This is a genomic window from Streptococcus oralis subsp. oralis (assembly GCF_002096595.1).
Lineage (GTDB): Bacteria > Bacillota > Bacilli > Lactobacillales > Streptococcaceae > Streptococcus > Streptococcus oralis_D.
Map to the genome: position 1 here is coordinate 22,536 of NZ_NCUR01000008.1, position 22,230 is coordinate 44,765.

21 protein-coding genes are annotated in these 22,230 nt (G+C 42.1%); all 21 read right to left on the minus strand.

The features are described from left to right. Positions 1-104: 104 nt before the first annotated feature. The 21 genes from pabB to B7714_RS01275 all read right to left on the minus strand — a co-directional run bounded on the left by pabB (position 105) and on the right by B7714_RS01275 (position 22,217). On the minus strand, positions 105-1,820 hold the full coding sequence (gene pabB, locus B7714_RS01175; protein WP_084859404.1) for an aminodeoxychorismate synthase component I: 1,716 nt from the start codon (positions 1,818-1,820) through the stop codon (positions 105-107). A gap of 264 nt (positions 1,821-2,084) precedes the next feature. Beyond that, the gene (locus B7714_RS01180; protein ID WP_162284789.1) at positions 2,085-2,648 is read right to left on the minus strand and encodes a TIGR01440 family protein; all 564 of its coding nucleotides are present in this window, start codon (positions 2,646-2,648) and stop codon (positions 2,085-2,087) included. Between the two features lie 109 nt (positions 2,649-2,757). Continuing rightward, positions 2,758-4,449, minus strand: coding sequence for a cache domain-containing sensor histidine kinase (locus B7714_RS01185; protein WP_084859406.1), 1,692 nt, complete (start codon positions 4,447-4,449; stop codon positions 2,758-2,760). Continuing rightward, the gene (locus B7714_RS01190) at positions 4,446-5,183 is read right to left on the minus strand and encodes a response regulator transcription factor (RefSeq protein ID WP_084859407.1); all 738 of its coding nucleotides are present in this window, start codon (positions 5,181-5,183) and stop codon (positions 4,446-4,448) included. Before B7714_RS01190 ends, B7714_RS01185 begins: the two co-directional genes overlap by 4 nt. 70 nt (positions 5,184-5,253) lie before the next feature. After that, positions 5,254-6,366 (minus strand): peptide-methionine (R)-S-oxide reductase MsrB, encoded by a 1,113-nt coding sequence (gene msrB, locus B7714_RS01195; RefSeq protein ID WP_000998586.1) that lies wholly within the window; start codon positions 6,364-6,366, stop codon positions 5,254-5,256. A gap of 9 nt (positions 6,367-6,375) precedes the next feature. Then, positions 6,376-6,939 carry a redoxin family protein gene (locus B7714_RS01200; protein WP_000759262.1) on the minus strand — a complete coding sequence of 188 codons (564 nt, stop codon included), beginning with the start codon at positions 6,937-6,939 and terminating at the stop codon, positions 6,376-6,378. A gap of 13 nt (positions 6,940-6,952) precedes the next feature. After that, the gene (gene ccdA2, locus B7714_RS01205) at positions 6,953-7,663 is read right to left on the minus strand and encodes a thiol-disulfide oxidoreductase-associated membrane protein CcdA2 (protein ID WP_084859408.1); all 711 of its coding nucleotides are present in this window, start codon (positions 7,661-7,663) and stop codon (positions 6,953-6,955) included. Between the two features lie 163 nt (positions 7,664-7,826). Further along, positions 7,827-8,378 (minus strand): GNAT family N-acetyltransferase, encoded by a 552-nt coding sequence (locus tag B7714_RS01210; protein WP_000643826.1) that lies wholly within the window; start codon positions 8,376-8,378, stop codon positions 7,827-7,829. 155 nt (positions 8,379-8,533) lie between these two features. Further along, positions 8,534-9,358, minus strand: coding sequence for an ammonia-dependent NAD(+) synthetase (gene nadE / locus B7714_RS01215; RefSeq protein ID WP_084859409.1), 825 nt, complete (start codon positions 9,356-9,358; stop codon positions 8,534-8,536). Continuing rightward, complete coding sequence (locus B7714_RS01220; RefSeq protein WP_084859410.1) at positions 9,355-10,815, minus strand: nicotinate phosphoribosyltransferase; 1,461 nt, start codon at positions 10,813-10,815, stop codon at positions 9,355-9,357. Before B7714_RS01220 ends, nadE begins: the two co-directional genes overlap by 4 nt. Before the next feature lie 116 nt (positions 10,816-10,931). Continuing rightward, positions 10,932-11,420: a DUF6773 family protein gene (locus tag B7714_RS01225; RefSeq protein WP_084859411.1), complete on the minus strand. Its 489-nt coding sequence runs from the start codon at positions 11,418-11,420 to the stop codon at positions 10,932-10,934. Next, the gene (locus B7714_RS01230) at positions 11,410-11,619 is read right to left on the minus strand and encodes a helix-turn-helix transcriptional regulator (protein WP_001107501.1); all 210 of its coding nucleotides are present in this window, start codon (positions 11,617-11,619) and stop codon (positions 11,410-11,412) included. The genes B7714_RS01225 and B7714_RS01230 overlap by 11 nt, the downstream gene beginning before the upstream one ends. Before the next feature lie 198 nt (positions 11,620-11,817). Then, entirely contained in the window at positions 11,818-12,228 is a 411-nt protein-coding gene (locus B7714_RS01235; RefSeq protein ID WP_084859412.1) for a GNAT family N-acetyltransferase, read from the minus strand. A 99-nt stretch (positions 12,229-12,327) separates the two neighbouring features. After that, positions 12,328-13,692 carry an amino acid permease gene (locus tag B7714_RS01240; protein WP_162284790.1) on the minus strand — a complete coding sequence of 455 codons (1,365 nt, stop codon included), beginning with the start codon at positions 13,690-13,692 and terminating at the stop codon, positions 12,328-12,330. 76 nt (positions 13,693-13,768) lie between these two features. Next, complete coding sequence (greA, locus tag B7714_RS01245; RefSeq protein ID WP_000818765.1) at positions 13,769-14,251, minus strand: transcription elongation factor GreA; 483 nt, start codon at positions 14,249-14,251, stop codon at positions 13,769-13,771. Between the two features lie 62 nt (positions 14,252-14,313). Continuing rightward, entirely contained in the window at positions 14,314-16,065 is a 1,752-nt protein-coding gene (gene mltG / locus B7714_RS01250) for an endolytic transglycosylase MltG (RefSeq protein ID WP_084859413.1), read from the minus strand. A 74-nt stretch (positions 16,066-16,139) separates the two neighbouring features. After that, positions 16,140-16,643 carry a GNAT family N-acetyltransferase gene (locus tag B7714_RS01255; RefSeq protein ID WP_084859414.1) on the minus strand — a complete coding sequence of 168 codons (504 nt, stop codon included), beginning with the start codon at positions 16,641-16,643 and terminating at the stop codon, positions 16,140-16,142. Then, positions 16,640-17,107 carry a GNAT family N-acetyltransferase gene (locus B7714_RS01260; RefSeq protein WP_084859415.1) on the minus strand — a complete coding sequence of 156 codons (468 nt, stop codon included), beginning with the start codon at positions 17,105-17,107 and terminating at the stop codon, positions 16,640-16,642. Before B7714_RS01260 ends, B7714_RS01255 begins: the two co-directional genes overlap by 4 nt. 9 nt (positions 17,108-17,116) lie before the next feature. Further along, complete coding sequence (gene murC / locus B7714_RS01265; RefSeq protein ID WP_084859416.1) at positions 17,117-18,451, minus strand: UDP-N-acetylmuramate--L-alanine ligase; 1,335 nt, start codon at positions 18,449-18,451, stop codon at positions 17,117-17,119. A gap of 11 nt (positions 18,452-18,462) precedes the next feature. Further along, positions 18,463-19,074: a divisome accessory protein ZapJ gene (zapJ, locus tag B7714_RS01270; protein ID WP_084859417.1), complete on the minus strand. Its 612-nt coding sequence runs from the start codon at positions 19,072-19,074 to the stop codon at positions 18,463-18,465. 47 nt (positions 19,075-19,121) lie between these two features. Next, positions 19,122-22,217 carry a pilus expression-regulating Snf2 family helicase gene (locus tag B7714_RS01275; protein ID WP_084859418.1) on the minus strand — a complete coding sequence of 1,032 codons (3,096 nt, stop codon included), beginning with the start codon at positions 22,215-22,217 and terminating at the stop codon, positions 19,122-19,124. Between the last annotated feature and the right edge of the window lie 13 nt (positions 22,218-22,230).

A 22,230-nucleotide genomic window follows, 5' to 3' on the forward strand; every position in this document is an offset into this window, starting at 1 on the left:
TCCATTGTTTTTAATGATTTATACCTATAGTATACCATATGCTTTATTTTTCTTTCAAATCAAATATTCACAAATAAATTTAAAACTTAATTGAAAATCTATAATTATATCACTTCCAACTCATACAAGCCTCTGACCGCGTTACAGCCATAGACAGCTTCTTCTTGGTTCAAGTCTGCCAAAGTCAAGACTTTTTCCTCTACCTGTCCTGTTTCTAGCAAATGCTGACGGTAAATTCCTGGCAAAATCCCTAGACTGATAGGCGGTGTGTAGAGCTTACCATTAATTTTTAAGACCAGATTTCCAATAGAGGTCTCAAGCAATTCTCCTGCTGCATTATGGTAAATGATTTCCTGTTCCCCTAGACTTAAGTGTGGTCTATGAGTTGTTTTAAAGTAGGTAAATGCTTGTTGCAAATCAGCTTCCTGAAGGCAAAGTTGAGCCTGGCAGAAAGCTGGACTAAGGGGTTCAAGTACTTGGCGGCTGAGTTCTATCTCTCCAGATTTGCTGAGGATGATTCGCAAACGGTAGTCTTGATTAGCATCACAAACTTGACACTCTTCCTCTATCTTTTGTCTCAGTTCTTCTGGATCAAAAGGATAGGAAAAATAACGACTAGCCTTTGTCAGTCTTTCCAGATGTTGATTTTCAAACAGCAGGCTCTTCTGACTGATTCTTCCTGTAGTAATCAATTGGAATCGTACTTGTTTACGATAGAGAACAGCCGCCTTTTGATGAACCTCACGGTATTCAGACTCCCAGGTGCTATCCCAAGTAATCCCGCCGCCAACTCCATAAATAGCTTGACCCTTGTAGAGTTGAATGGTCCTAATGGCAACATTGAAAATTCGTCGCCCATTTGGAAGCAAGAGACCAATCGTTCCGCAGTAGACTCCGCGTGGTTGGGGCTCCAAGTTCTTGATGATTTCCATGGTCGCAATTTTCGGTGCTCCCGTTATGGAACCACATGGAAAGAGCGAACGGAAGATTTCAACTAGGTCAACATCCGGTCGTAACTGACTCTTGATGGTCGACGTCATCTGCCAAACAGTTGAATACTGCTCCACTTGGCACAGACGTTCTACATGCTCACTGCCCACCTCAGAAATACGGTTCATATCGTTGCGTAAAAGATCCACAATCATCATATTTTCAGAGCGATTTTTAGGATCCTGTTCTAGCCAGCTAGATTGGGCAAGGTCTTCTTGGTCAGTCACTCCCCGCTGGGTTGTTCCCTTCATCGGGCGAGTCGCTAATTCCCGGTCATTTTGCTCAAAAAAGAGTTCTGGGCTCATAGAAATTACTGCCATCTCGTCATGTTCTACATAAGCATTGTAGCCCGCCTCCTGCTCTACCACCATGCGATTGTAGATGGCAAAAGGGTTGGCACTCAAGTCTTGCTTGAGTTGGACGGTGTAGTTGACCTGGTAGGTGTCCCCCTGACGCAAATGATGGTGAATCTGAGTAATCGCCTTTTCATAGTCTGCTTCAGATGTTACTTCCTGCCACTTTGAAGGCAGATCTACTTCCTCATAAGTCAGAGGAATAGGGGAAGTTTCCACCCTATCGTGAACGGTAAAGTAAAGCAAATATTCGCCCAGTAGAGGAAGCTTGTGAACTGCTAGTTTTTCCTCAAAAGCAGGAGCAGCCTCATAGCTGACATAGCCCACGACATAATAGCCTTGCTCTTGGTAGCTTTCCACTTGTGCTAGCAAGTCCGCCACTTCTGCTAAATCTCTCGTTTTTAACTCTTTGATCGGCTGGGTAAAGGTGTATCTCTCCCCAAAAGCCCTAAAATCAATCACTGTTTTTCTATGCATACCTTTAGTATAGCACAAAAAAGCCGACCTAGAACAGCTAAATCCAGCTTTGTTTACTGATTTCTATGACGGAAAATCTTCTCTAAGTTTTTTTTTCTACTTTTTGACAATTCTCCATCAGATAGCACCCCTTCTTCTTTTAAAAATTGGTCTTATTTGGAGCACTTTACACAAAAGTTCAACAAAAAAGAACAGAGGAAGTCATGGTATCTATACCATTGTTTCCTCTGTCTTTTGCTTTTCTTCTGTTGCTACAGAATGATTTTACGACTTTCTAATAGAATCTTGCGGATAATGCGCACGCGCACCTCCGATTAATTTAGGACGACTAGCTAGAGCCGTTACATGGGCATGCCCAATTTCTCTCAAAAGAGGGCGAATCGGAACCTGAACATGCTTGACATGCATGCCAATCGCAGTATCTCCGATATCCAATCCAGCGTGGGCCTTGATAAATTCAACCTCAACTGGATCCTGCATAAACTTGAAGGCTGCCAACTGACCTGAACCTCCTGCATGAAGTGTAGGAAGGACACTGACGATTTCCAGACCAAACTGCTCTGCCACCTGACGTTCAACAACGAGGGCTCGATTGACATGTTCACAACCTTGAACGGCTAGATGAATTCCTTTTTCCTCTAGGATATCTAGAATGGTTTTCACAATGATTTCCCCAATTTCTTGACTGGATTCCTTACCAATCTGACCACCTATCACCTCACTAGAAGAAAGTCCCAAAACAAAGATAGCTCCTTGCTTCAAGTTAGCCTTGTCTATTACATCTTCTACAATCTGGCTTGTTGCTCTTTGAATGTCTTTTTCCTTCATACTTGATACCTCTTTTATCACTATCTATCATATCTTTTTTTACTGATTTTATCAAGGCCAACTAATCATTCTGATTTTTAAAAGCAAAACTCCCAGAATTGACTGGGAGTTAGCTATCTGCTATTTTATTGAGGTATATTTCAACTGTCGTCCCTTTTGAAGGTACAGAATCAATCTTCATCTTGTAATTGTCTCCAAAATGAAGTTTGAGTCGTTGGTTGACATTTTGTAGGCCAACTCCCCCACGTTTGAGCTGACTTTGACTACTATCGCCAGCAGCTTGGAAACCAACACCATCATCCTCAATGCGGATGACAAGCCCTGTATCCTGTCTCTGAACAGAAACTTTAATATGGCCCTGACCTTCCTTCTCCTTAATACCATGGTAAAGAGCATTTTCTACAAGAGGTTGCAACACCAACTTGGGCAAGACTAGGTTATCAAAGTCAGGTTCTTCAGCAATTTCATACTCCAGCTTATCCCCATAACGTTGTTTCTGGATAAAGAGATACTGGCGGACATGATTGATTTCATCAGAAAGAGAAATCAAATCCTTTCCTTGATTGAGCGCCAAGCGGAAATAGGTTGCCAAGGACTTGGTCACCTGAACCACTCGCTGACTATCCTGAAATTCAGCCATCCAGATGATAGTGTCCAAAGTGTTGTAGAGGAAATGAGGGTTAATCTGGCTTGACAAGGCTTGAAGTTCATACTGCCGGGTCGCTTCTTCCTGCCTGCGCACATCTGCCATCAGCTGATCAATCTGATCCAACATGGCATTAAACTGGCGAGTCACTTCTCTCAGTTCATAGGCACCAGCTTCTTTAGCACGAAGATTTTGTGTACCAGAAGCAATTTCCAGCATGGTTTCTCTCAAATCCTTCAAAGGGGCAATCCAGCGTTTGAGACTAAACCACACCAAGCAGAGACAGGCAAGAAGAGATAAGGTACTAGCAGCAAGTAAGGTCCACATGAGTTGACTCCGAACCTGGTCTAACTTCTCCAACGAAGATACGCCTATAACCGTCCAATCTGTTCCTGCAATCTGTTCCTGACTCACATAGGATTGGTGGTCTGGAGTATAACCCTGCCCTGTCTCAATATAGGGTTTCATGGCCTCCATTTCGCTAGACGAACTATAAACTGTGTGTTGAGGATGGTAAACATATTCATGCTTTTCATTGATGATAAAGGCAAACCCCTGCTGACCTAACTGGAGTTGGTTGAGATAGGCTTCCAGAGTTTCATAGGAAATATCCAAGCGAAGCACACCCAAATTAGCTCCCTTTGCATCAACAAGTTCCTGAGTGACTGAAATGACCCACTGGCTGTCTGATTTACGAGCTGGCGTCAAAACAGGATTAGCTCCCTGATGAATGGCCTTTTGGTACCAATCCTCAGTCATCATATCTGAGGAGGTTTTCATCTGCACACTGTCATCAGTGGAAATAACCTGACCAGATTTGGTTACCAACAACACCGTTTTCAAATCCTGATCTGCCTTTAAGATGGTCAAAAACAGATCTCGGATTTCCTTGACCTTGTCTTGACTGGGATTCTCAGTATAGGTTAGGACATCCTTCTGCTGGGTCAAACTGGTAGAGGTGGTTTCTAATTTTTTGATATAAGACTGGATAAAGTGGCTAGTTTGACTGATAGTCGTTTGACTATTGCCTTCAATGGTAGCCTCAATGGCTGAAGAACTAGATTGATAGTAGAAAGTCCCAACCACAGCCAGGAGAATAAGAAATACTAGAAAGATGGAAATAACCATTCTGACTAGGAGAGAAGAACGCTTCATCGGCCTTCCCCCTTCTTAAACTGACGAGGCGTCACACCTGCAATCTGTTTAAAGCGTTGGGTAAAGTAGTTCATATCTTCAAAACCAACCTTTTCAGCTATCTGGTAAATCTTTAAATCTGTGGTCAGAAGCAAGAGCTTGGCTTGTTTGACACGCTCTCGCACCAAATAATCCTGAAAAGGTAGACCCAACTCTTTCTTAATCAAGGAGCTCAGATAAGTCGAACTAAAACCCAAGTCACTTGCCAAGCTCTTTAAACTGAATTGGCTATCAGCTAGATGAGACTGAATCTTCTGGGCTATGTTTCCTTCAAACTTATCGGTCAGTAAGTCTTGTAACTGCTCTTCCTTTTCTTCCTTGTCTAGTTTTTGCTTGATTTTCCCCAACATTTCCTCAATATCCTGACGAGAAAAGGGTTTGAGCAGATAGTCATCGACACCGAGTTTGACAGCAGACAAGGCATAATCAAAATCATCATAACCTGTCAAAAAAACTAGGTGAACCTGAGGATAGGTTTCTCGTACCAGACTGGCCAACTGGATGCCATTTAGCTGAGGCATGTTGATATCGGTTAAAATGATATCTGGAACCTGCTTTTGAATCAAGTCCCAAGCCTGTCTTCCATTTTCAGCCTGACCGATGATTTCCATACCGTAGGCTGCTACATTGACCAACTTGGTCAAGCCTTGTCTTACTAGATACTCATCTTCTACGATTAAGATTGTGTAGGTCATGCTCTGCTCCTTTGTCACTTACTAGTATCAGTATAGCAAAATTCTCCTCTAAGTGCTTAGGAAAGCCCTCTTAATCAACATAATCTAGTAAATAAGCGTAGCCTTTTTCTGCCATTTGGTCTTTGGGAATAAAGCGGATAGAGAGACTATTGATACAGTAGCGCAAGCCCCCCTTGTCCTGAGGCCCATCTGTAAAGACATGGCCAAGGTGAGAATCTCCAACTCGGCTTCTTACTTCCATGCGCGTCATATTGTAAGACTTATCTTCCTTGTAAGTGGCAACATCCGGGCTGATTGGTTGGGTGAAACTAGGCCATCCGCAACCAGACTCAAACTTGTCCTTTGATGAAAAGAGGGGTTCGCCAGTTGCCACATCCACATAGATACCAGATTCAAATTTATCCCAGTAGCGGTTTGAAAAAGCCCGTTCTGTTTGATTTTTCTGGGTAACTGCATACTCCTCAGGTGACAAGGTCTTTTTCAATTCTTCATCACTTGGTTTGGGATATTTGCTAGCATCGATGACGGGATAGGCCGCCTGATTGACATTGATATGACAGTAGCCATTTGGATTTTTCTTGAGGTAGTCTTGGTGATAGTCCTCAGCCACCACAAAATTCTTCAAGGCCTCCTTTTCAACTGCCAGAGGTTGGTCATATTTTTTAGCCACCTCATCAAAGACTTGGTTGATTACTTCCAAATCCTTGTCATCTGCGTAATAAACACCAGTACGGTACTGGGTCCCCACATCATTTCCTTGTTTATTTTTGCTGGTTGGATTGATAATGCGGAAGTAATGAAGAAGAATTTCTTTGAGGGAAATTTGATTAGCATCATAAGTGACATGGACGGTTTCCGCATGACCTGTTTGGTTGATCAATTCGTACTTGGTTGTTTCCCCTCTACCATTTGCATAGCCTGAAACGGCATCTGTCACTCCAGGCACGCGTGAGAAGTATTCCTCCACTCCCCAGAAACATCCCCCTGCTAGATAAATTTCGTGCAAGTCTGCGTCTTTGCTAATTTCTGTTTTTTTCACTGTTTTTCCTCCTTGGCTAACTGACGCTTTCTCAATTTGCGAGCTATCTGTCTGCCCTGCATTTCGCATCAATAGAAAATAGAAACCGGTTAGGGCTAGGAGAATGACCCCTGCCAAGACAAACAGTTTTACTTTATCATTCATAGCCTTTCTCTACCCCATTTCTTTCAATTCTTTTAAAATCATATCCTTATCCATAAAACCTGGTTGCGTTTTGACCAGCTTGCCTTCCTTGTCTATAAAGGCTTGAGTCGGGTAAGAACGAACACCATAACTTTCCAAAAGTTTGCCTGACGAATCAATTAAAACCGGTAAATTTTTATAATCCAATCCCTTGTACCAGTTCTTAAAGTCTGCTACCGTTTGTTCTCCCTTGTGACCAGGAGACACCACTGTCAAGACCACATAGTCATCACCTGCATCCTTAGCAATTTCATCCGTATCTGGAAGACTAGCTAGACAGATGGAACACCAAGAAGCCCAGAATTTGAGATAGACTTTCTTGCCTTTGTAGTCAGATAAACGATAAGTCTTACCATCTACTCCCATCAATTCAAAATCAGCGACTGCTTGACCCTTGGTGGCAGTTTGCGAACTGACTTGTTCTGTTTTGGTTTGCTCCTTCATAGTAGACTCGTCTGACATATTTTTAGCCGAACAGGCTGCCAAGCAACAGATTGAGCCTACTCCAAGGAGACATGTTTGCCATTTTTTCATTTCTTTTTCCTCTCTATTCAAATAATGTAGTCAAAATGGAAGCATTTCCCAAAAGCACCAAGATTCCCATCACGATAATGAGGAAACCACCCACTTTTTTGAGGGTTCCGAGATAAGGATGGAGTTTTCGGAAATGTTTCAAAACATAGCTGGAGGCGAGAGCTAGAACCAAAAATGGTAGTGCCAAACCCAGCGTATAAACCAACATGAGACCAGCTCCCTGCCAAGCACCTGAACCACCTGAAGCCGCCAAGGCTAAAACAGACCCCAGAACTGGCCCCACACATGGCGTCCAAGCAAAACTAAAGGTCAACCCCAGTAAAAATGCCTGACTATAGCCGTTAGCGTTTTGATCCTGTCTCTTTAATTGTAGCCTTTTTTCCTTGTAGAGCCCCTGCAAATGTAAGACTTCCATCTGGTGTAAGCCCAAAAGAATGATAACCGTACCCGTCACATACTGAAACCAAGAAGCATACAGCAAATTGCCTAAAAAACCAGCTCCATAGCCCAGTAAGATAAAGATAAAAGAAATCCCCGCTATAAAGGCCAGAGTTCGCACTAAACTAACAAGTGAGATTGAAATTTTTCCGCTAGAAGCCTGAGTACCATCTTTGTCATCCAACAAGACCCCTGCATAGACCGGTAACAAGGGTAAGATACAAGGAGAAAAGAAGGAAAGAATTCCAGCAAGAAAAACACTGATAAAAAAGATTACATTGTCCATATCTTTTCACTCTTCTTTCTTTTGATAAGTCTATTATAATTCCCAACTCTAAGAAAAAACAGGGACAATGATAGGGAAAAATAGGAATTTAATCAGTTTATTTAGAAATCTGGTACAAAAAAAGCCAGACAAGGTCTGACTTTGGTAGAAACAGAAAAGAGAATCACCTGTCTTCCCTACTTATCTGGTAATAAATAAGGTCCGCAACGTAGTCTTTTCTCTCCACACCATTGGCAATGGTTTTTAGATAAGACATTCCCGCTTTTTCCATGACACGGCCTGAAGCTAGGTTGAGACTAGCGTAACGAGCTCTGACTTTTTGAAAGCCTGCTTGAGTAAAACAAAAGTCTAACACAGCTTTCAAGGCCTCCGTCATCATACCACGACCCCAATAATTTTTTCCTAAAATATAGCCAATTTCACAACTTGAATCTTTCTCATTCATCTCAACGATGCTGATATCTCCTATCACTTGCCCAGGATTTTCTTTGAGACAAATCGCCCATTTGTAATAGTTGGGATTAGTATAGGATGCAACCCAATTTCGAATCGAGTTCCGAGTCACTTCAACATCAGGATGAGGATCCCAGGTGACATAGGTCAGGTTCTCAGGAGACGAAGCCCAATTTTGAAACATGGCTTCCGCATCACTCTCCACAAATCTTCTCAAGATTAAACGTTCTGTCTGTAACATTTGTGTACCGATTGCTTTCATAATGTTACCTCGCTTTCTAAGCTTAAGGCTCAAGCTAAAAAGGTCCCCCGGACCTTCTTAGCTTTCTCATTTCTAGGCTCAGGGTAAAAACCTCCACTGGAGGTTCCTCGTTTTCCCGTTTCTAGACTCGGGCTAAAAAGGTCCCCCGGACCTTTTTACTCCCAAAAGTCATCAAATATGGTGATTGGTAAGTGGCGTTTGTGTTGGCCTTTGTACCACCAGTTTTCAATAGTCGCTTGGGCTTCTGGGCTGATTGTTTTGCCTTCTAGGTAGTCATCAATTTCATTGTAAGTGACTCCAAGTGCGACTTCGTCTGCAATACCTGGTTTTTCTTCTTCCAAATCTGCTGTTGGGATTTTTTCATAAAGGGCAGGGTCTGCACCAAGTTCCTTCAAGAGTTGTTTTCCTTGGCGTTTATTGAGGCGATAAAGAGGAAGAATATCCGCACCACCGTCACCAAACTTAGTAAAGAAACCTGTGATATTTTCCGCAGCATGGTCTGTTCCAATGACCGCTCCGCTATGGGCTCCAGCAAGCGCATATTGAGCGATCATACGGCTACGAGCCTTGATATTTCCTTTATTAAAATCTGTCATTGGACTTCCTGTCGCTTCAACTGCAGCTGCCATGGCATCAGCTGATTCCTTGATATTCACAACCAAGCTGACATCTGGCTGGATGAAAGCAAGAGCTTTTTGAGCATCTGCTTCATCAGCTTGCACTCCGTATGGCAGGCGGACAGCGATAAATTGGTAGCTGTCATCTCCTGTCTCAGCTCGCATTTCTTCCATCGCTAATTGTGCTAAGCGCCCTGCCAAGGTTGAGTCTTGTCCTCCAGAAATCCCCAGTACAAAACTTTTAAGGAAGGGGTGTTTTTTCAAGTATCTCTTTAAGAAGTCAATCGAACGACGAATTTCCTCCTGGGCATCAATCACTGGCTTGACACCTAGTTGTTGGATTATGGTCTCTTGCAAACTCATTCTTCTTCTCCTTCACCAAGGGCTTCCTTGCGCATCTTATCAATCAAGTCCATCTTATCTTGCCAAATATCACGCGCCAAATCTACTGGATAGTGCTGCGGATTTAGTACCCGTTTATACTCATCCCAAAGCTTGTCAAATTCTTTGCGAGCATAGGCCTGAATCTCAGTCAAACTAGGCAAGTTGTAAACTAATGTTCCTACTTTGAAAATATCCACCAAGAGAGGAACCGCATCAAAGTTTCGAACGGTCTTTTTGATGTAGGTATAAGTTGGATGGAACATTTTGATTTCTGTCATGTCACTCACATCCACACCGTCATAGGTGATGTAGTCACCTTCTGACTTACCTTTTTCACGACTAGTAATGCGCCATACCTGTTTCTTACCTGGCGTAGACACTTTTTCAGCATTATTAGACAGTTTGATGGTATTACGCATCTGACCATTCTCATCTTCGATAGCCACAATCTTATAAACCGCCCCAAGAGCTGGCTGATCATAGGCTGTAATCAGCTTGGTTCCCACACCCCAGACATCAATCTTGGCTTTTTGCATCTTGAGGTTGAGGATAGTATTTTCATCGAGGTCATTGGAAGCGTAAATTTTGGCATCTGGATATCCAGCCTCATCTAACTGTTGGCGAACTTTCTTGGAAATATAAGCAATATCCCCTGAGTCGATACGAACGCCTTTAAAATTAATCTTGTCTCCCAGTTCACGAGCTACCTGAATGGCAGCTGGCACACCGATTCGAAGCGTATCATAAGTATCTACTAGAAAGACACAGTCACGATGGGTTGAAGCATAGGCCTTAAAGGCCTCATAGTCATTTCCATAAACTTGTACCAAAGCATGGGCATGGGTTCCTAGGACAGGAATGCCAAAAAGCTTCCCTGCTCGCACGTTGCTAGTTCCGTTGGCTCCACCAATCACGGCTGCGCGTGTTCCCCAGATAGCCGCATCCATTTCTTGCGCACGACGTGTCCCGAACTCCATCAAAGGCTCATCTTCGATGACCGAACGAATACGAGCAGACTTGGTCGCAATCAAGGTTTGAAAATTAACGATATTTAAGAGAGCTGTTTCGACTAATTGACATTGGGCTAGAGGCCCTTCTACCTGCACAATCGGCTCATTAGCAAAAACCAAGTCCCCTTCCTGAGCGGAACGAACTGTTAATTCTAACTTGAGATTTCGTAGGTAGTCCAAGAATTCTCCATGATAGCCAAGCGACTCCAAGTAGTCAATATCGCTATCTGAAAAGCGCAAATCTTCAAGATAATGTACAATTCTTTCCAAACCAGCAAAAACCGCATAGCCGTTCTGAAAAGGTTGCTGGCGGAAGTAAACCTCAAAAACCGCCTTCTTATTGTGAATTCCTTGGTCAAAGTAAACTTGCATCATGTTAATCTGGTACAAGTCCGTGTGCAATGTCAAACTATCATCTGGATACATCTGTTTTCCTTCTTCCTACTTTACAAAGGTATGAACGTATTCTACCACTTTCACACCGTCCGATAAATTAGTACTATTATAACACATTTTACCGAGATGGATAAAAAGTTAACAAGCTATTCCATACTCTCAAGTTCATCCATATCTTGCTCAAACTTTTTCTGAGCCCATTCACCATAACTTTTAAGCCCGAGATTGCCGATAAAAACCCAAGGAAGGTAAATCAGATAAGTGATGGCCCAAGCAGACAAGTATTTAACGTTCAGAGGATTGTGCTGATAAATTTCGATATTGAATTGATAATTTTGCAACATCAAGAGAGTCGTAATAGCGAGAGTTACCAGCAAACACCCTCCAATCGTAAAATGAAAACGACTATAGTAGGTCACTCCAAGATGTCGTGCACGATTGAAAAAGAAGAAAATTCCTAAAAGAAGGGTAACTAGAAGAATATCAGGATTAAAAAGAGCAGGTGCTAATATAGCCACCAAATAACTTAGCAGAATGAGCCCGATAAACACATGAAAAGACTCTGTCCCTGCTTTATTCATCAGTTGTTCTTCTCTTTCGTCTAATAACTGATAATAAAAAAATCTATTTTTCATCTTCTTCCTCCCAAAATAGTTGGTCTAACGTTTTGCCTAAGCATCTGCAAATGGACTGGCAGAGGGAGAGACTAGGATTATATTTCCCAGCTTCAATCAGACCTATAGTCTGCCTAGTAACACCTACAGCTTCTGCCAAATCACCCTGTGTCATATCAAGCTCCACCCGAGCTAGTTTTAACTTTAAATTTTTAGCCACTTGTTTCCTCCTTATAATTTTTAAAAAGTTGCGCTTCTTTTTAAACATATTATACCATATATCCAACTTAATGCAATATATAAATGTCATTTTGTAAGATTTTATTAACAAAAAACTCTCTATCATCTTACATGATAAAGAGTATTCGTTCTTTTTTGCTACTTAGCTAAGCCCCTCTTCAAAGGAAAGAAGTCTAGATCACAAATCCTTTTGGTAATAGTATCTTTGCCCTGTGTAGGGATAGTCTTGCAAGGTAAATACTTCCTTGTAGCCATGGCTGAGATAAAAATCTGGTGCTTGAAACTGGTAAGTATTGACAAAAGCGAAACGACAGTTTCGATTCTTGGCTTCATTTTCCGCTTGCTGCAATAGTTTCGAACCGATTCCTTGTCCCCGTAATTCCTCTCTCACAAACAAATACTCGATTTCCAGCCAGTTTCCAAAAGTCTCAGCTACTAATCCTGCCATGAGATTGCCCTTTTCGTCTTCGACATAAAGGTTCAGTGGCTCGCTTTCAGCCTCTTCTCTTTTAGAACGATTATAAGCACGAATCAAGTCCCCTATTTCTTGCGCTTTATGCGATTCCTTATTTTCCAATCTAACGTGCATCCAAACCTCCTAATAAACTACTACAGCTTGATTATAATCCTATTTCAATAGACTGTCAAACTAGAAAAACTCACCAAAGAGAGTTGATGAGTTGATGAGTTATTTTCTAAATTTCCACTGACTATAAATCCCAAAAACAAGGATCCAGATAGCAGAACCAACTGCCCCCATGAAAGTGGACTCTTGCAAAAAGAGAGTCACAAAAACAAAGACAAAAAAGAGAATGGTTAGGGGATTAAGCAAGCGATACTGAGGCATGAGATAGCCATCAGCCATGAAATCTTGTGACTTGCGGTATTTGAGATGGGCCACCATAATCAAGATATAAATCGCTATGTAAACACCTGATGAAGACGCCGTAATCAAAGCAAAAGCATCGGAAACACCTGGTAGCACGTTGATAAAGGCTGCCAGAGCAATCAAGATCGCTGAGGCAATGATGGCATTTTGTGGAACATTGTGACGAGAAAGGGTATCGACCTTGATGGTCTTTAAGAAACGATTGGGCGAATCATGGGCAATCTGATATAAGTGTCTCCCTGTTGAGTAGAGAGTTGAGTTAAGCGCAGACGCCGCTGAGGTCAAGACAACAAAGTTGATTAGAGCCGCTGCCCACTTGATCCCTGCCAGTTCAAAAACCGTTACAAATGGAGAATCTGAAGAATTAAGATAAGACCAAGGAATAATGGCCATAATCGCAATGAGAGCTCCTCCGTAGAAGAAGATAATTCTGAGAGGAATTTCCTTAACAGCTTTGGGCAAGACCTGACGAGGGTTCTTTGTTTCGGAAGTTGTCACCCCGATAAACTCAATCATCAGATAGGCAAAAAATACCATTTGAAAGGCCATGACAAAGTTCATAACTCCGTTTGGAAAAAGAGAGAACTGGTCGCTGATATTTGCCAAGCTTGCAACACCATGCGGTGTCTTAAAGCCTGTCAAAACCATAAATACCCCAGTGGCAATCATGGCTAAAATCGCCACAATCTTGACCATAGCAAACCAAAACTCGACTTCTCCAAAGAGCTTAACCGCAATCAGATTGACCAAAGCCAAAATCGTTAAAAAGACAAGCTGAATCATCCAGCTAGGCCATGTGGGAAACCAGAAGCGGACATAGTCTGAGATGGCTGTGATTTCTGCCATACCGATAAAGACAACTGACAACCAATAAGACCAAACTGAGAAATATCCCCAGCCTTTCCCCAAATGACGGGTGATAAAGTTGATAAAGGTATGCTGTTCTGGATCCTGATACAGCATCTCCCCAACAGCCCTCATCATCAAAAACATAAAGGCTCCTGTAATCATGTAAATCAAGATGATAGAAGGTCCTGTAAGGCTGATAGAGCGACCAGCACCTAGGAAAAGTCCAGTTCCGATTGTTCCCGCAATGGCCATCACCTGAACATGACGATTGGTTAAACCACGCTCCATTTTGTTTTTCTTCTTATTTTCACTCATATAGTCTCCTTTTTATCCAAAAAACCAAAAAGGAGTTGAGCAAGGCAAAACCTTCACTACTCCTTTTTCATCCTATTTAGGCTGTTTTTTCAACCTTTAAGATTTTGACATCATAGCTACCAACTGGTGTTTCAATCGTTGCAGTATCACCAGTCTTCTTGCCAATCAAAGCACGGCCAATCGGACTTTCATTTGAGACTTTACCAGCAAAAGCATCTGCACCTGCAGAACCGACGATGATGTAGACCTCTTCTTCGTCTTCACCGACTTCTTGGATTGTTACTGTTTTACCGATTGCTACCTCATCTTGGGCAACTGCATCGCTATTAACAATTTCAGCATAGCGAATTTTTGTTTCTAGACTTGAAATTTGACCTTCAACAAAAGCTTGTTCATCTTTCGCTGCTTCATACTCACTATTTTCTGAAAGGTCTCCATAGGAACGAGCAATCTTGATACGCTCTACGACTTCAGGACGACGGACGAGTTTCAACTCCTCTAATTCTTTTTCTAGTTTTTCCTTTTCTTCAAGGGTCATTGGGTAAGTTTTTTCTGCCATTTTTTTAACTTTCTTTTCTATTTACTTTTTTAAAACAAAATTATGTGGAAAACCACATAATTTTAGTTTGAACTACTTGCTTGAGGTAACTTGCTATTGATATGCTCTGCAACGTTTTGATCATGTTCTTCTTTTGTTGTCGCAAAGTATACTTTACCGTCTTCAACATTGGCTACAAAGTACAAGTACTCACTCTTTGTCTGGTTTACACTTGCTTCAATCGCATCCGAACTTGGGCTATCAACCGGTCCAGGCATGAGGCCAAGGTGTGTGTAAACATTGTATGGTGAATCAATCGTTGTATCAATTCCAGCGTCATCTGCTAAACTAATCTTTTGACCAAGTTTTCCTTGAGCATATAGGATAGCGATATTACTTTGAAGTGGCATACCGGCATTCAAGCGGTTATAGAAGACACCTGCGATTTTCTTGCGGTCTTCGGTCTTAGCTCCTTCTTTTTCGACAAGAGAAGCAATGCTGAGCAATTCATTAACTGTCAGATTCTTTTCTTTGATCGTAGCGTAATATGGTGACATAGCCTTATCCATAGCAGCCACCATCTCATCAATCAAACTTTCAACAGTTGTACTGTCTTTGATTGTATAGGTCGCTGGGAAAAGGTAACCTTCAAGACGATAACGAACACCACTGTCTTTTGTTGGAAGACTTCCAAGTAAGTTTGGATACTTGGCTACTAATTGTGAGATAAAGGTCTCGTCTTGAACTTTTGCCAAGAAAGCATCCGCAGTAAGAGGTTCTTTAAATTCACCTTGAAGTTGTCCTACTGTTTGAGCGATTTGCTCTAATGTATAGCCTTCTGGAATTGTCAAGTTTGCAAGAACAGGTGCCTGAGCTTCAGGAGTCCCACCTTTTTCCAATTCTTGAATCAACTCATCCGTACTCATACTCTTCTTCAAGTTGTAATAACCTGACTTCAAGTTAGCATGGCTATAGTATTTAGCATAAAGACTAAAGATAAGTCCATGTTTAACCAAACCAGATTTTTCCAAGGTGCTTCCAATTTCTTGAACGTTTGCACCGTCTGGGATTTGAACCGTTACATAGTCCTTAGAGCTCGCATCCACAGGTTTCAAAGAATCTTGAACGTAACCATAACCAAAGTAACCACCAACTGCAACGAGTAATAGGAGAACTAGAACTGTTAATAGGCAACCTTTAGCTTTTGATTTTTTCTTTTTCTTAGTTGATGTTGCACCTTGACGACGACTACGACGTGGAGCATCAGCTAATCCACTGCTAGATTCTGTAGAAACAGGCTCAACTCTTTCAGGCATTCCTGGGGTGATTTCCTCTTTCTTGTCTTCTGTTTTATAGGTTACGGCAACCTTAGTCGGAGTATCGTTAAATTCTTTTTCTTCGGGTTTAAGCTCAACTGGTTCTACCTTAGGTTGAACAGGTTCCACTACAGGTTCTTCAGCCATATGAATCGGCTCTACTAGAGGTTCTTCAGATTCTACAACTTCAATCTTATCAATGATTGGCTGTCTAATCTCTTTCTCTTCTTGTCCATCCGTTTCATCAGTTCTAGCACTTGAAAGTGGAGGAACACTTGGTGCATTCTTTAGGATTTTATCGACAACAGATAGGGAATCAGCCATCAACTCTTCTGTTGACGTTTCTGGTTCAAGATCTGAAGGAGTTGCTGAACTAGCTGGAGATGATGAAGCCGTCAGATTTGGAATCTCTACTTCTTTCTCTCTTTTATCTTGTTCTTTTACTCTTTCTAAATCACGTAGAATCTGCTCTTTAAAGCTTAATTTTTCTTCTTCTCTTGATTTTTCAGTCAAAAGCATTACCTCCTTGTTGACAATCCCTAATATTATATCTTAAAAGTCGCAGAAAAGCAACTAACTAGGGCATTCCCTAGCTAGTTTTCTTTATTTTCTGGCTGCCAAACCATATCATACCATGTTTCCCCAGCAAAGCTTGACTGGGATACTCCTTCATTAACAAAACCATGTTTTTCGTAATAGGCGATAAGGTAGTCATGACACGTCAGATTAATGCCCTCTCGTTCATGTTCTAAAGCGACCTCTTTCAGAGTCTTTAATAGTCTCTTCCCAACTCCCAAAGCTTGTGCTTCCTTGGCAATAGATAGGCAAGTCACAGAAATATAACCTCCAGGTTGATGGCTATAGTCTTTTATTTCTTCTGTAAAGGACTGATCATGTAGATAGCGGTGTGGGACGACTGGACCTTCGATATAACCAAGAATACGCCCCTCTTTTTCAGCTACGAGAAAACTGGTCTGAATTTCACGTAAATGCGCCTCAAAGACCGAACGAGGAATCGCTTCTTCAAGGGAGAAATTCTCTAGCTCTATCTCTATAATCCGATCTAAATCTGAAAATCTCGCTTGTCTGATTTTCATATTTCCTCCTGATAAAAGGGATTAGCCCAAGTCAGATACCATTCAGAACCACTGCCATAATGACTCTCTGTCACTTTTTCTTCAACAAAGCCATTCATTTCAAAATAAGATAGTAGTTCATCAGGACTCTGCAAAAGAATACCTTGATAATCTAGTTCGACTGTCACCTGTTTCAAGGCCGCAAGAAGAAGAGTTCCCAGCCCCTGTCCCCGATGGTCAGGATGAATGGTCAAGGATTTTACTTCTATCCATTTGGGATGAATAGACTGAGCTTCTCCCAAAACATAGCCCACGAGCTGATTTTCATCCCCAGCTACAAGAAAGGTACCCGCAGTCTTGCGGATACTCTCTTCTAAAGATTGGCGGCTAAGTGACTCTTCTGATGAAGGATTGGCTTCTTCAATCGCCAACATTTCTTCTAAATCTGATAAGGTAGCTTGCCTTATAGTGATTGGAATTTCCATCTGTTTTCCTTATTGGACGTTGCTTGTCAAGTTAGACAAGAGACGTTCAAATGAATATTCATAGGTTTGGATGTCTCCTGCACCCATAAAGACATAAACAGCATTATCATGGTCTAGGAGTGGAGAAACATTTTCAACAGTAATAACCTGGTGTTTCTTGTTAATTTTATTGGCTAAGTCTTCTACTTTGACATCACCATGGTCCACCTCACGTGCTGATCCATAGATTTGCGCTAGGTAGACGGCGTCTGCTTGATTCAATGCATGGGCAAATTCGTCCAACAAGGCAATGGTTCTTGTAAAGGTATGCGGTTGGAAGATTGCCACGATTTCCTTGCTTGGATATTTCTGACGAGCTGCATCCAAGGTTGCAATGATTTCTGTTGGATGGTGGGCAAAGTCATCAATAATCACTGTATCATTGACAATTTTTTCAGTGAAACGACGCTTAACACCTGCAAATGTTTTCAAGTGTTCACGCACTAAGTTCAAATCAAAACCTGCTGTGTAAAGCAATCCGATAACAGCTGTCGCATTCATGATATTGTGACGACCAAAGGTTGGAATGTGGAATTGACCCAATTCTTGTCCACGGAAATGAACGGTGAAGGTTGATCCAGTCGTAGAGCGAAGGAGATCACTAGCTACAAAGTCATTGTCCTCAGTTTCAAATCCATAGTAATAGATTGGCGCATTGGCTGTGATCTTACGCAACTCAGCATCCTCACCGTATACAAACAAACCTTTGGTAATTTGTTTGGCATAGTCGTTAAAGGCATTGAAAACGTCCTCTAGACTTGTAAAATAGTCTGGATGGTCAAAGTCAATGTTGGTGATGATAGAGTATTCTGGGTGGTAAGGCATGAAGTGACGCTCATATTCGTCTGATTCAAAGACAAAATATTTGGCATTGGCTGAGCCACGACCTGTCCCATCTCCAATCAAGAAGCTGGTATCTGTGATGTGAGACAAGACGTGTGACAGCATACCTGTTGTTGAAGTTTTTCCATGTGCTCCTGCCACTCCCATGCTGACAAAGTCGCGCATAAAGCTACCTAGGAATTCGTGATAACGTTTGTAGCTGATACCATTTTGATCTGCATAGGCGATTTCAACGTTATTATCTGGACGGAAGGCATTCCCCGCGATAATCTCTACATCACCTTGTAGATTCTTTTCATCAAAAGGAAGAATCGCAATCCCTGCCTGCTCTAGTCCACGTTGAGTAAAGTAGTATTTATCAACGTCTGAACCTTGAACCTTATGTCCCATTTGGTGCAACATCAAGGCCAAGGCACTCATCCCTGATCCCTTGATTCCAATAAAATGATATGTTTTTGACATGCTTTTCTCCCCTACTCAGTAATTCTTGTCAGATTCAACTCTTGGGCAACCTGACGTTCCTGTTCTGTTTGCTTATTCTTTTTATTATAGATTTGACTCTTCTTTAGAAAATCATAGTTGTTCTTTTTAGCTTTTTCCGTTTGGTTTTTCGGAGTTGGATTCGCCGCTTGGCCAACCTCCTCAGCTAAGATATAGTGGGACTGGCTCAAGTTTTTACTAAATTTGGCAAACTCACCTGGATTTTCCTTTTGAAATGGTGCTGTTGGTTGGTTTCCTTGACGAACAAGTGTTGAACCATTGTGTCGTCTGGTATGACTAACATCCTGAGTCAAATACTTGGCTGAACGTTTCTTCTTCAAATCCGCACGCGCCTCTTCTCGAGCCAATTCAGCATACGTTTTTTCAACTTTTTTAGGTTCTGGGTTTGGCTTTGACTCCTTATTAACCACTGGAGAAACTACAGTTTCTTCCTCATTGATAGGAGACCAATCCAAATAGTTCTTATCGCGGTAATCACCTTTGATATTGCTAATAAAGTCTGACTCATCGTACAAGTCCATGACTGGCATTTTGGTCAGCATGATCTCATCATCTGACACCAATGGAAATCGATCTTGTTTCATTTTGTATTTCCTTTCAACACTTCATTATAGCGTATTGTCTTGATTTTTCAAGTGCTGGCTTCAGAAATTCCCAAAATTTCACGAATTTCTGCCAGACTGAGACTCGCACGCGACTCCGTACCATCTAAAACTTGGGAAACCAAATGTTTCTTTTGTTCTTGAAGCTCCTGGATTTTTTCTTCAATGGTTCCCTTAGTAATCAAACGATAGACCTCGACCATCTGCTCCTGCCCCATGCGGTGGGCTCGTCCGATAGCCTGAGCTTCGACAGCGGGATTCCACCAGAGGTCAACCAAAATAACCGTATCAGCTCCCGTTAAATTGAGACCAACACCACCCGCCTTAAGGGAGATGAGAAAGGCATCTCTCTCCCCTTGGTTAAAGGCCTTAGTCATCTCCTGTCTGTCTTGAGCAGGAGTTGAGCCTGTGATTTTGAAAGAAGTCAAGTCCAAGTCTGGGAGTTCTTGCTCGATTCTTTCCAACATTCCTTTGAACTGGGAGAAAATCAAGACCCGATGCCCACCAGCAGCCACTTGTAGCAATAAATCTCGAAGACTATCCAATTTACCACTAGCTCCTTGGTAATCGTCCATAAAGAGAGCTGGCGTATCGCAGATCTGGCGCAAACGCATGAGACCAGATAAAATTTCTACCCGACTTCTCTGGAATTCTTGATCTGTCACTTGGGATAGTCGGTCTCGCATCTGTTGCAACTGGGCGAGATAGATGGCCTTCTGCTGATCTTCCAGTTCATTTTTATAGACGACTTCGATCAGGTCAGGCAGTTCTGTAAGGACTTCTTCTTTCTTACGCCTCATGACGAAGGGCTTGATAAACTGCGCGACCCGGTCAGCCGGTAATTTCATAAACTCCTTCTTGTTAGGTAAGAGCCCCGGAAGCACAATTTGAAAGATAGACCACAACTCTCCCAAATGGTTTTCGATAGGCGTACCTGACAAAGCAAAGACCGCCGGCACCACAAACTGGCGCAAACTCTGAGCAATCTTAGTCTGTGCATTTTTCATGACCTGGGCTTCATCTAAAAAGAGAAAATCAAAAGCCATCTCTTGATAAAGTTCGCTGTCTTGACGAAAGGTGGCATAGCTAGTCACATAGATTTGGTGATTTTCAGAAAGAATTGCTTCTCGATTCGCTTTCAAACCATGCACGACAGCCAAATCCAACTGTGGGGCAAATTTCCTGAATTCATCTGACCAATTGTAGATTAAACCTGACGGAGCTAAAATCAAAACCCGACTATCTTCTGTCACCTGACTAGTCAAAAAAGCGATAGTTTGCAAAGTTTTTCCCAGTCCCATATCATCTGCCAGAATGCCACCAAAGCCATAGTGATGAAGCATCTGGAGCCAACGAACACCCTTTTCCTGGTAGTCTCTCAAACTCGTCTGAACTCGTATATCTCCCAAAGAAAAGTCCTCTGGATGGGTCAAATCATGAGCTAAATGCTGAAATTCTTCCGAGAAGGAAATCCTGTCTCGACCTTCAAAAAGCTGAGAAAGGCTATAAGCTAGGGATTTTCGAGCTTGAAAAGAACCATCTTTTAGCTCAACCCCCAGTTCCTGCAAATTTTGGCGAATCTGCTTGGTTTCCTCATCAAAAAAGTACACTTGATCAGAAGAACTAATATAGAAATCCTGATTGCTGGTCAGGGCTTTAAGAGCTTGATCAATCTCTTCTTGGGCAATCCCTTGGAAATCAAACTGAATCTCCAACAGTCCTCCCTTGGACTCAATCTGAACCTGAGGAGCTTGGACACTGTAGAGCTGATTTATCTCATCAGACAAGAAAACCTGACCCAACTTCTCAAAAGCTGGAATCGTATGGTGAAAGAAAGAATAAACTGCCTCTGGCTTCAAAGCCTGTCTCCAAGACTGAAAATCAGCCTCAAAACCAGCCCCTAAACAGACTTGAAATAGCTGATTTTCCAAGACGGCATCGCTTGAAAAAGATAATTGTTCCAGCTGTTGACGACTAGTCACCTTAACATCTCCATAGTCAAACTGGATATCCAAACGGATGCGGCCGTCATCCTCCCTATCAAAGTAAAAGATTGGTGAAAAGGGTCTGATTTGCAAGCGCTCAGGAGCAGAAACTATACCCAGCTGTCCAAATAAAGGAAGACAGGCGGCCAGACGATCACGATCACTGTTGTCAAACTGGAGGCATTTTCTCCCTCTTTCCTCCTGAGGAAGCTCCTTGATTTCCTTTAGTAGGCTGATTTGTTTGGGATTTAAGAGATAAAGATTCCCCTTACGAAAGAGAACCGCTCCCCCATAGAATACGTTGACTCGCTCAGTCTCAGAAATCTCCATCTCAAAATAATCGGGATACTCCTTCACGGAAAAAGAGAAAAGGTTTGCTTCTGGATCTAAATCATGAAAAAGAAGATTTTCATAACTATCGATCTGGTGTTCAAAATGAAAATCCTCCAAGTTCATCAGCAACTCTACCCCCTGCTCAAAAAAGGTCAGAGGGGAAAAGAGGTGACGACCTTGATTGGGGAAAAAGAGGTCTTGACTCAGTCCCTCCTCAATTAAGCCACATAAAAAAGTAAGAACTTCTTGACTAGCTGTATCAAAGGCATCCCAAGACAAGTCATTTTCATAGTGTTTCCCAATCATATATGGCTTTCGATGGACCAAGACCTTCAAAAAGAGAGGGATATCACGAATGACATAATATTTTTGACTCTCAAGCAAACCGATTCGGAGAGTCCAAAGGAGGCGATTGGTCCCAGCTTCCACCTGGCCTTGAGCCGACAAAGTGTAGATTTTTTCTCGCTTCTGAGGTTGGATACGCTCCAAAAAACTACCGCCAAAACTAACCTTGGTTTCGACCTCTTCTTGCTCTTCATGTCCTTTTTCTAAGGCTTGTAAAATCACCTGGCCTTCTTCATCATTTTTCAGATAATGCTCGAGCGCTGCGAGGTGAACACAGTAACCTCTTTTTTGGAAAAAATAGCAAGCACAAAAAACCAGATCATCCTCTAAACTGTAGCGCAAGTCTTCTCCCGCCACACGAGTATAGAGGCGATTCCCTTTTTCCTTGATAATCTCAATGTTGCCTGTTTCATAGAGTGTAACACCCTCCATGCGCAACTTCCCCGGAATCAATTTAGCCATAGTTACCCCTTTA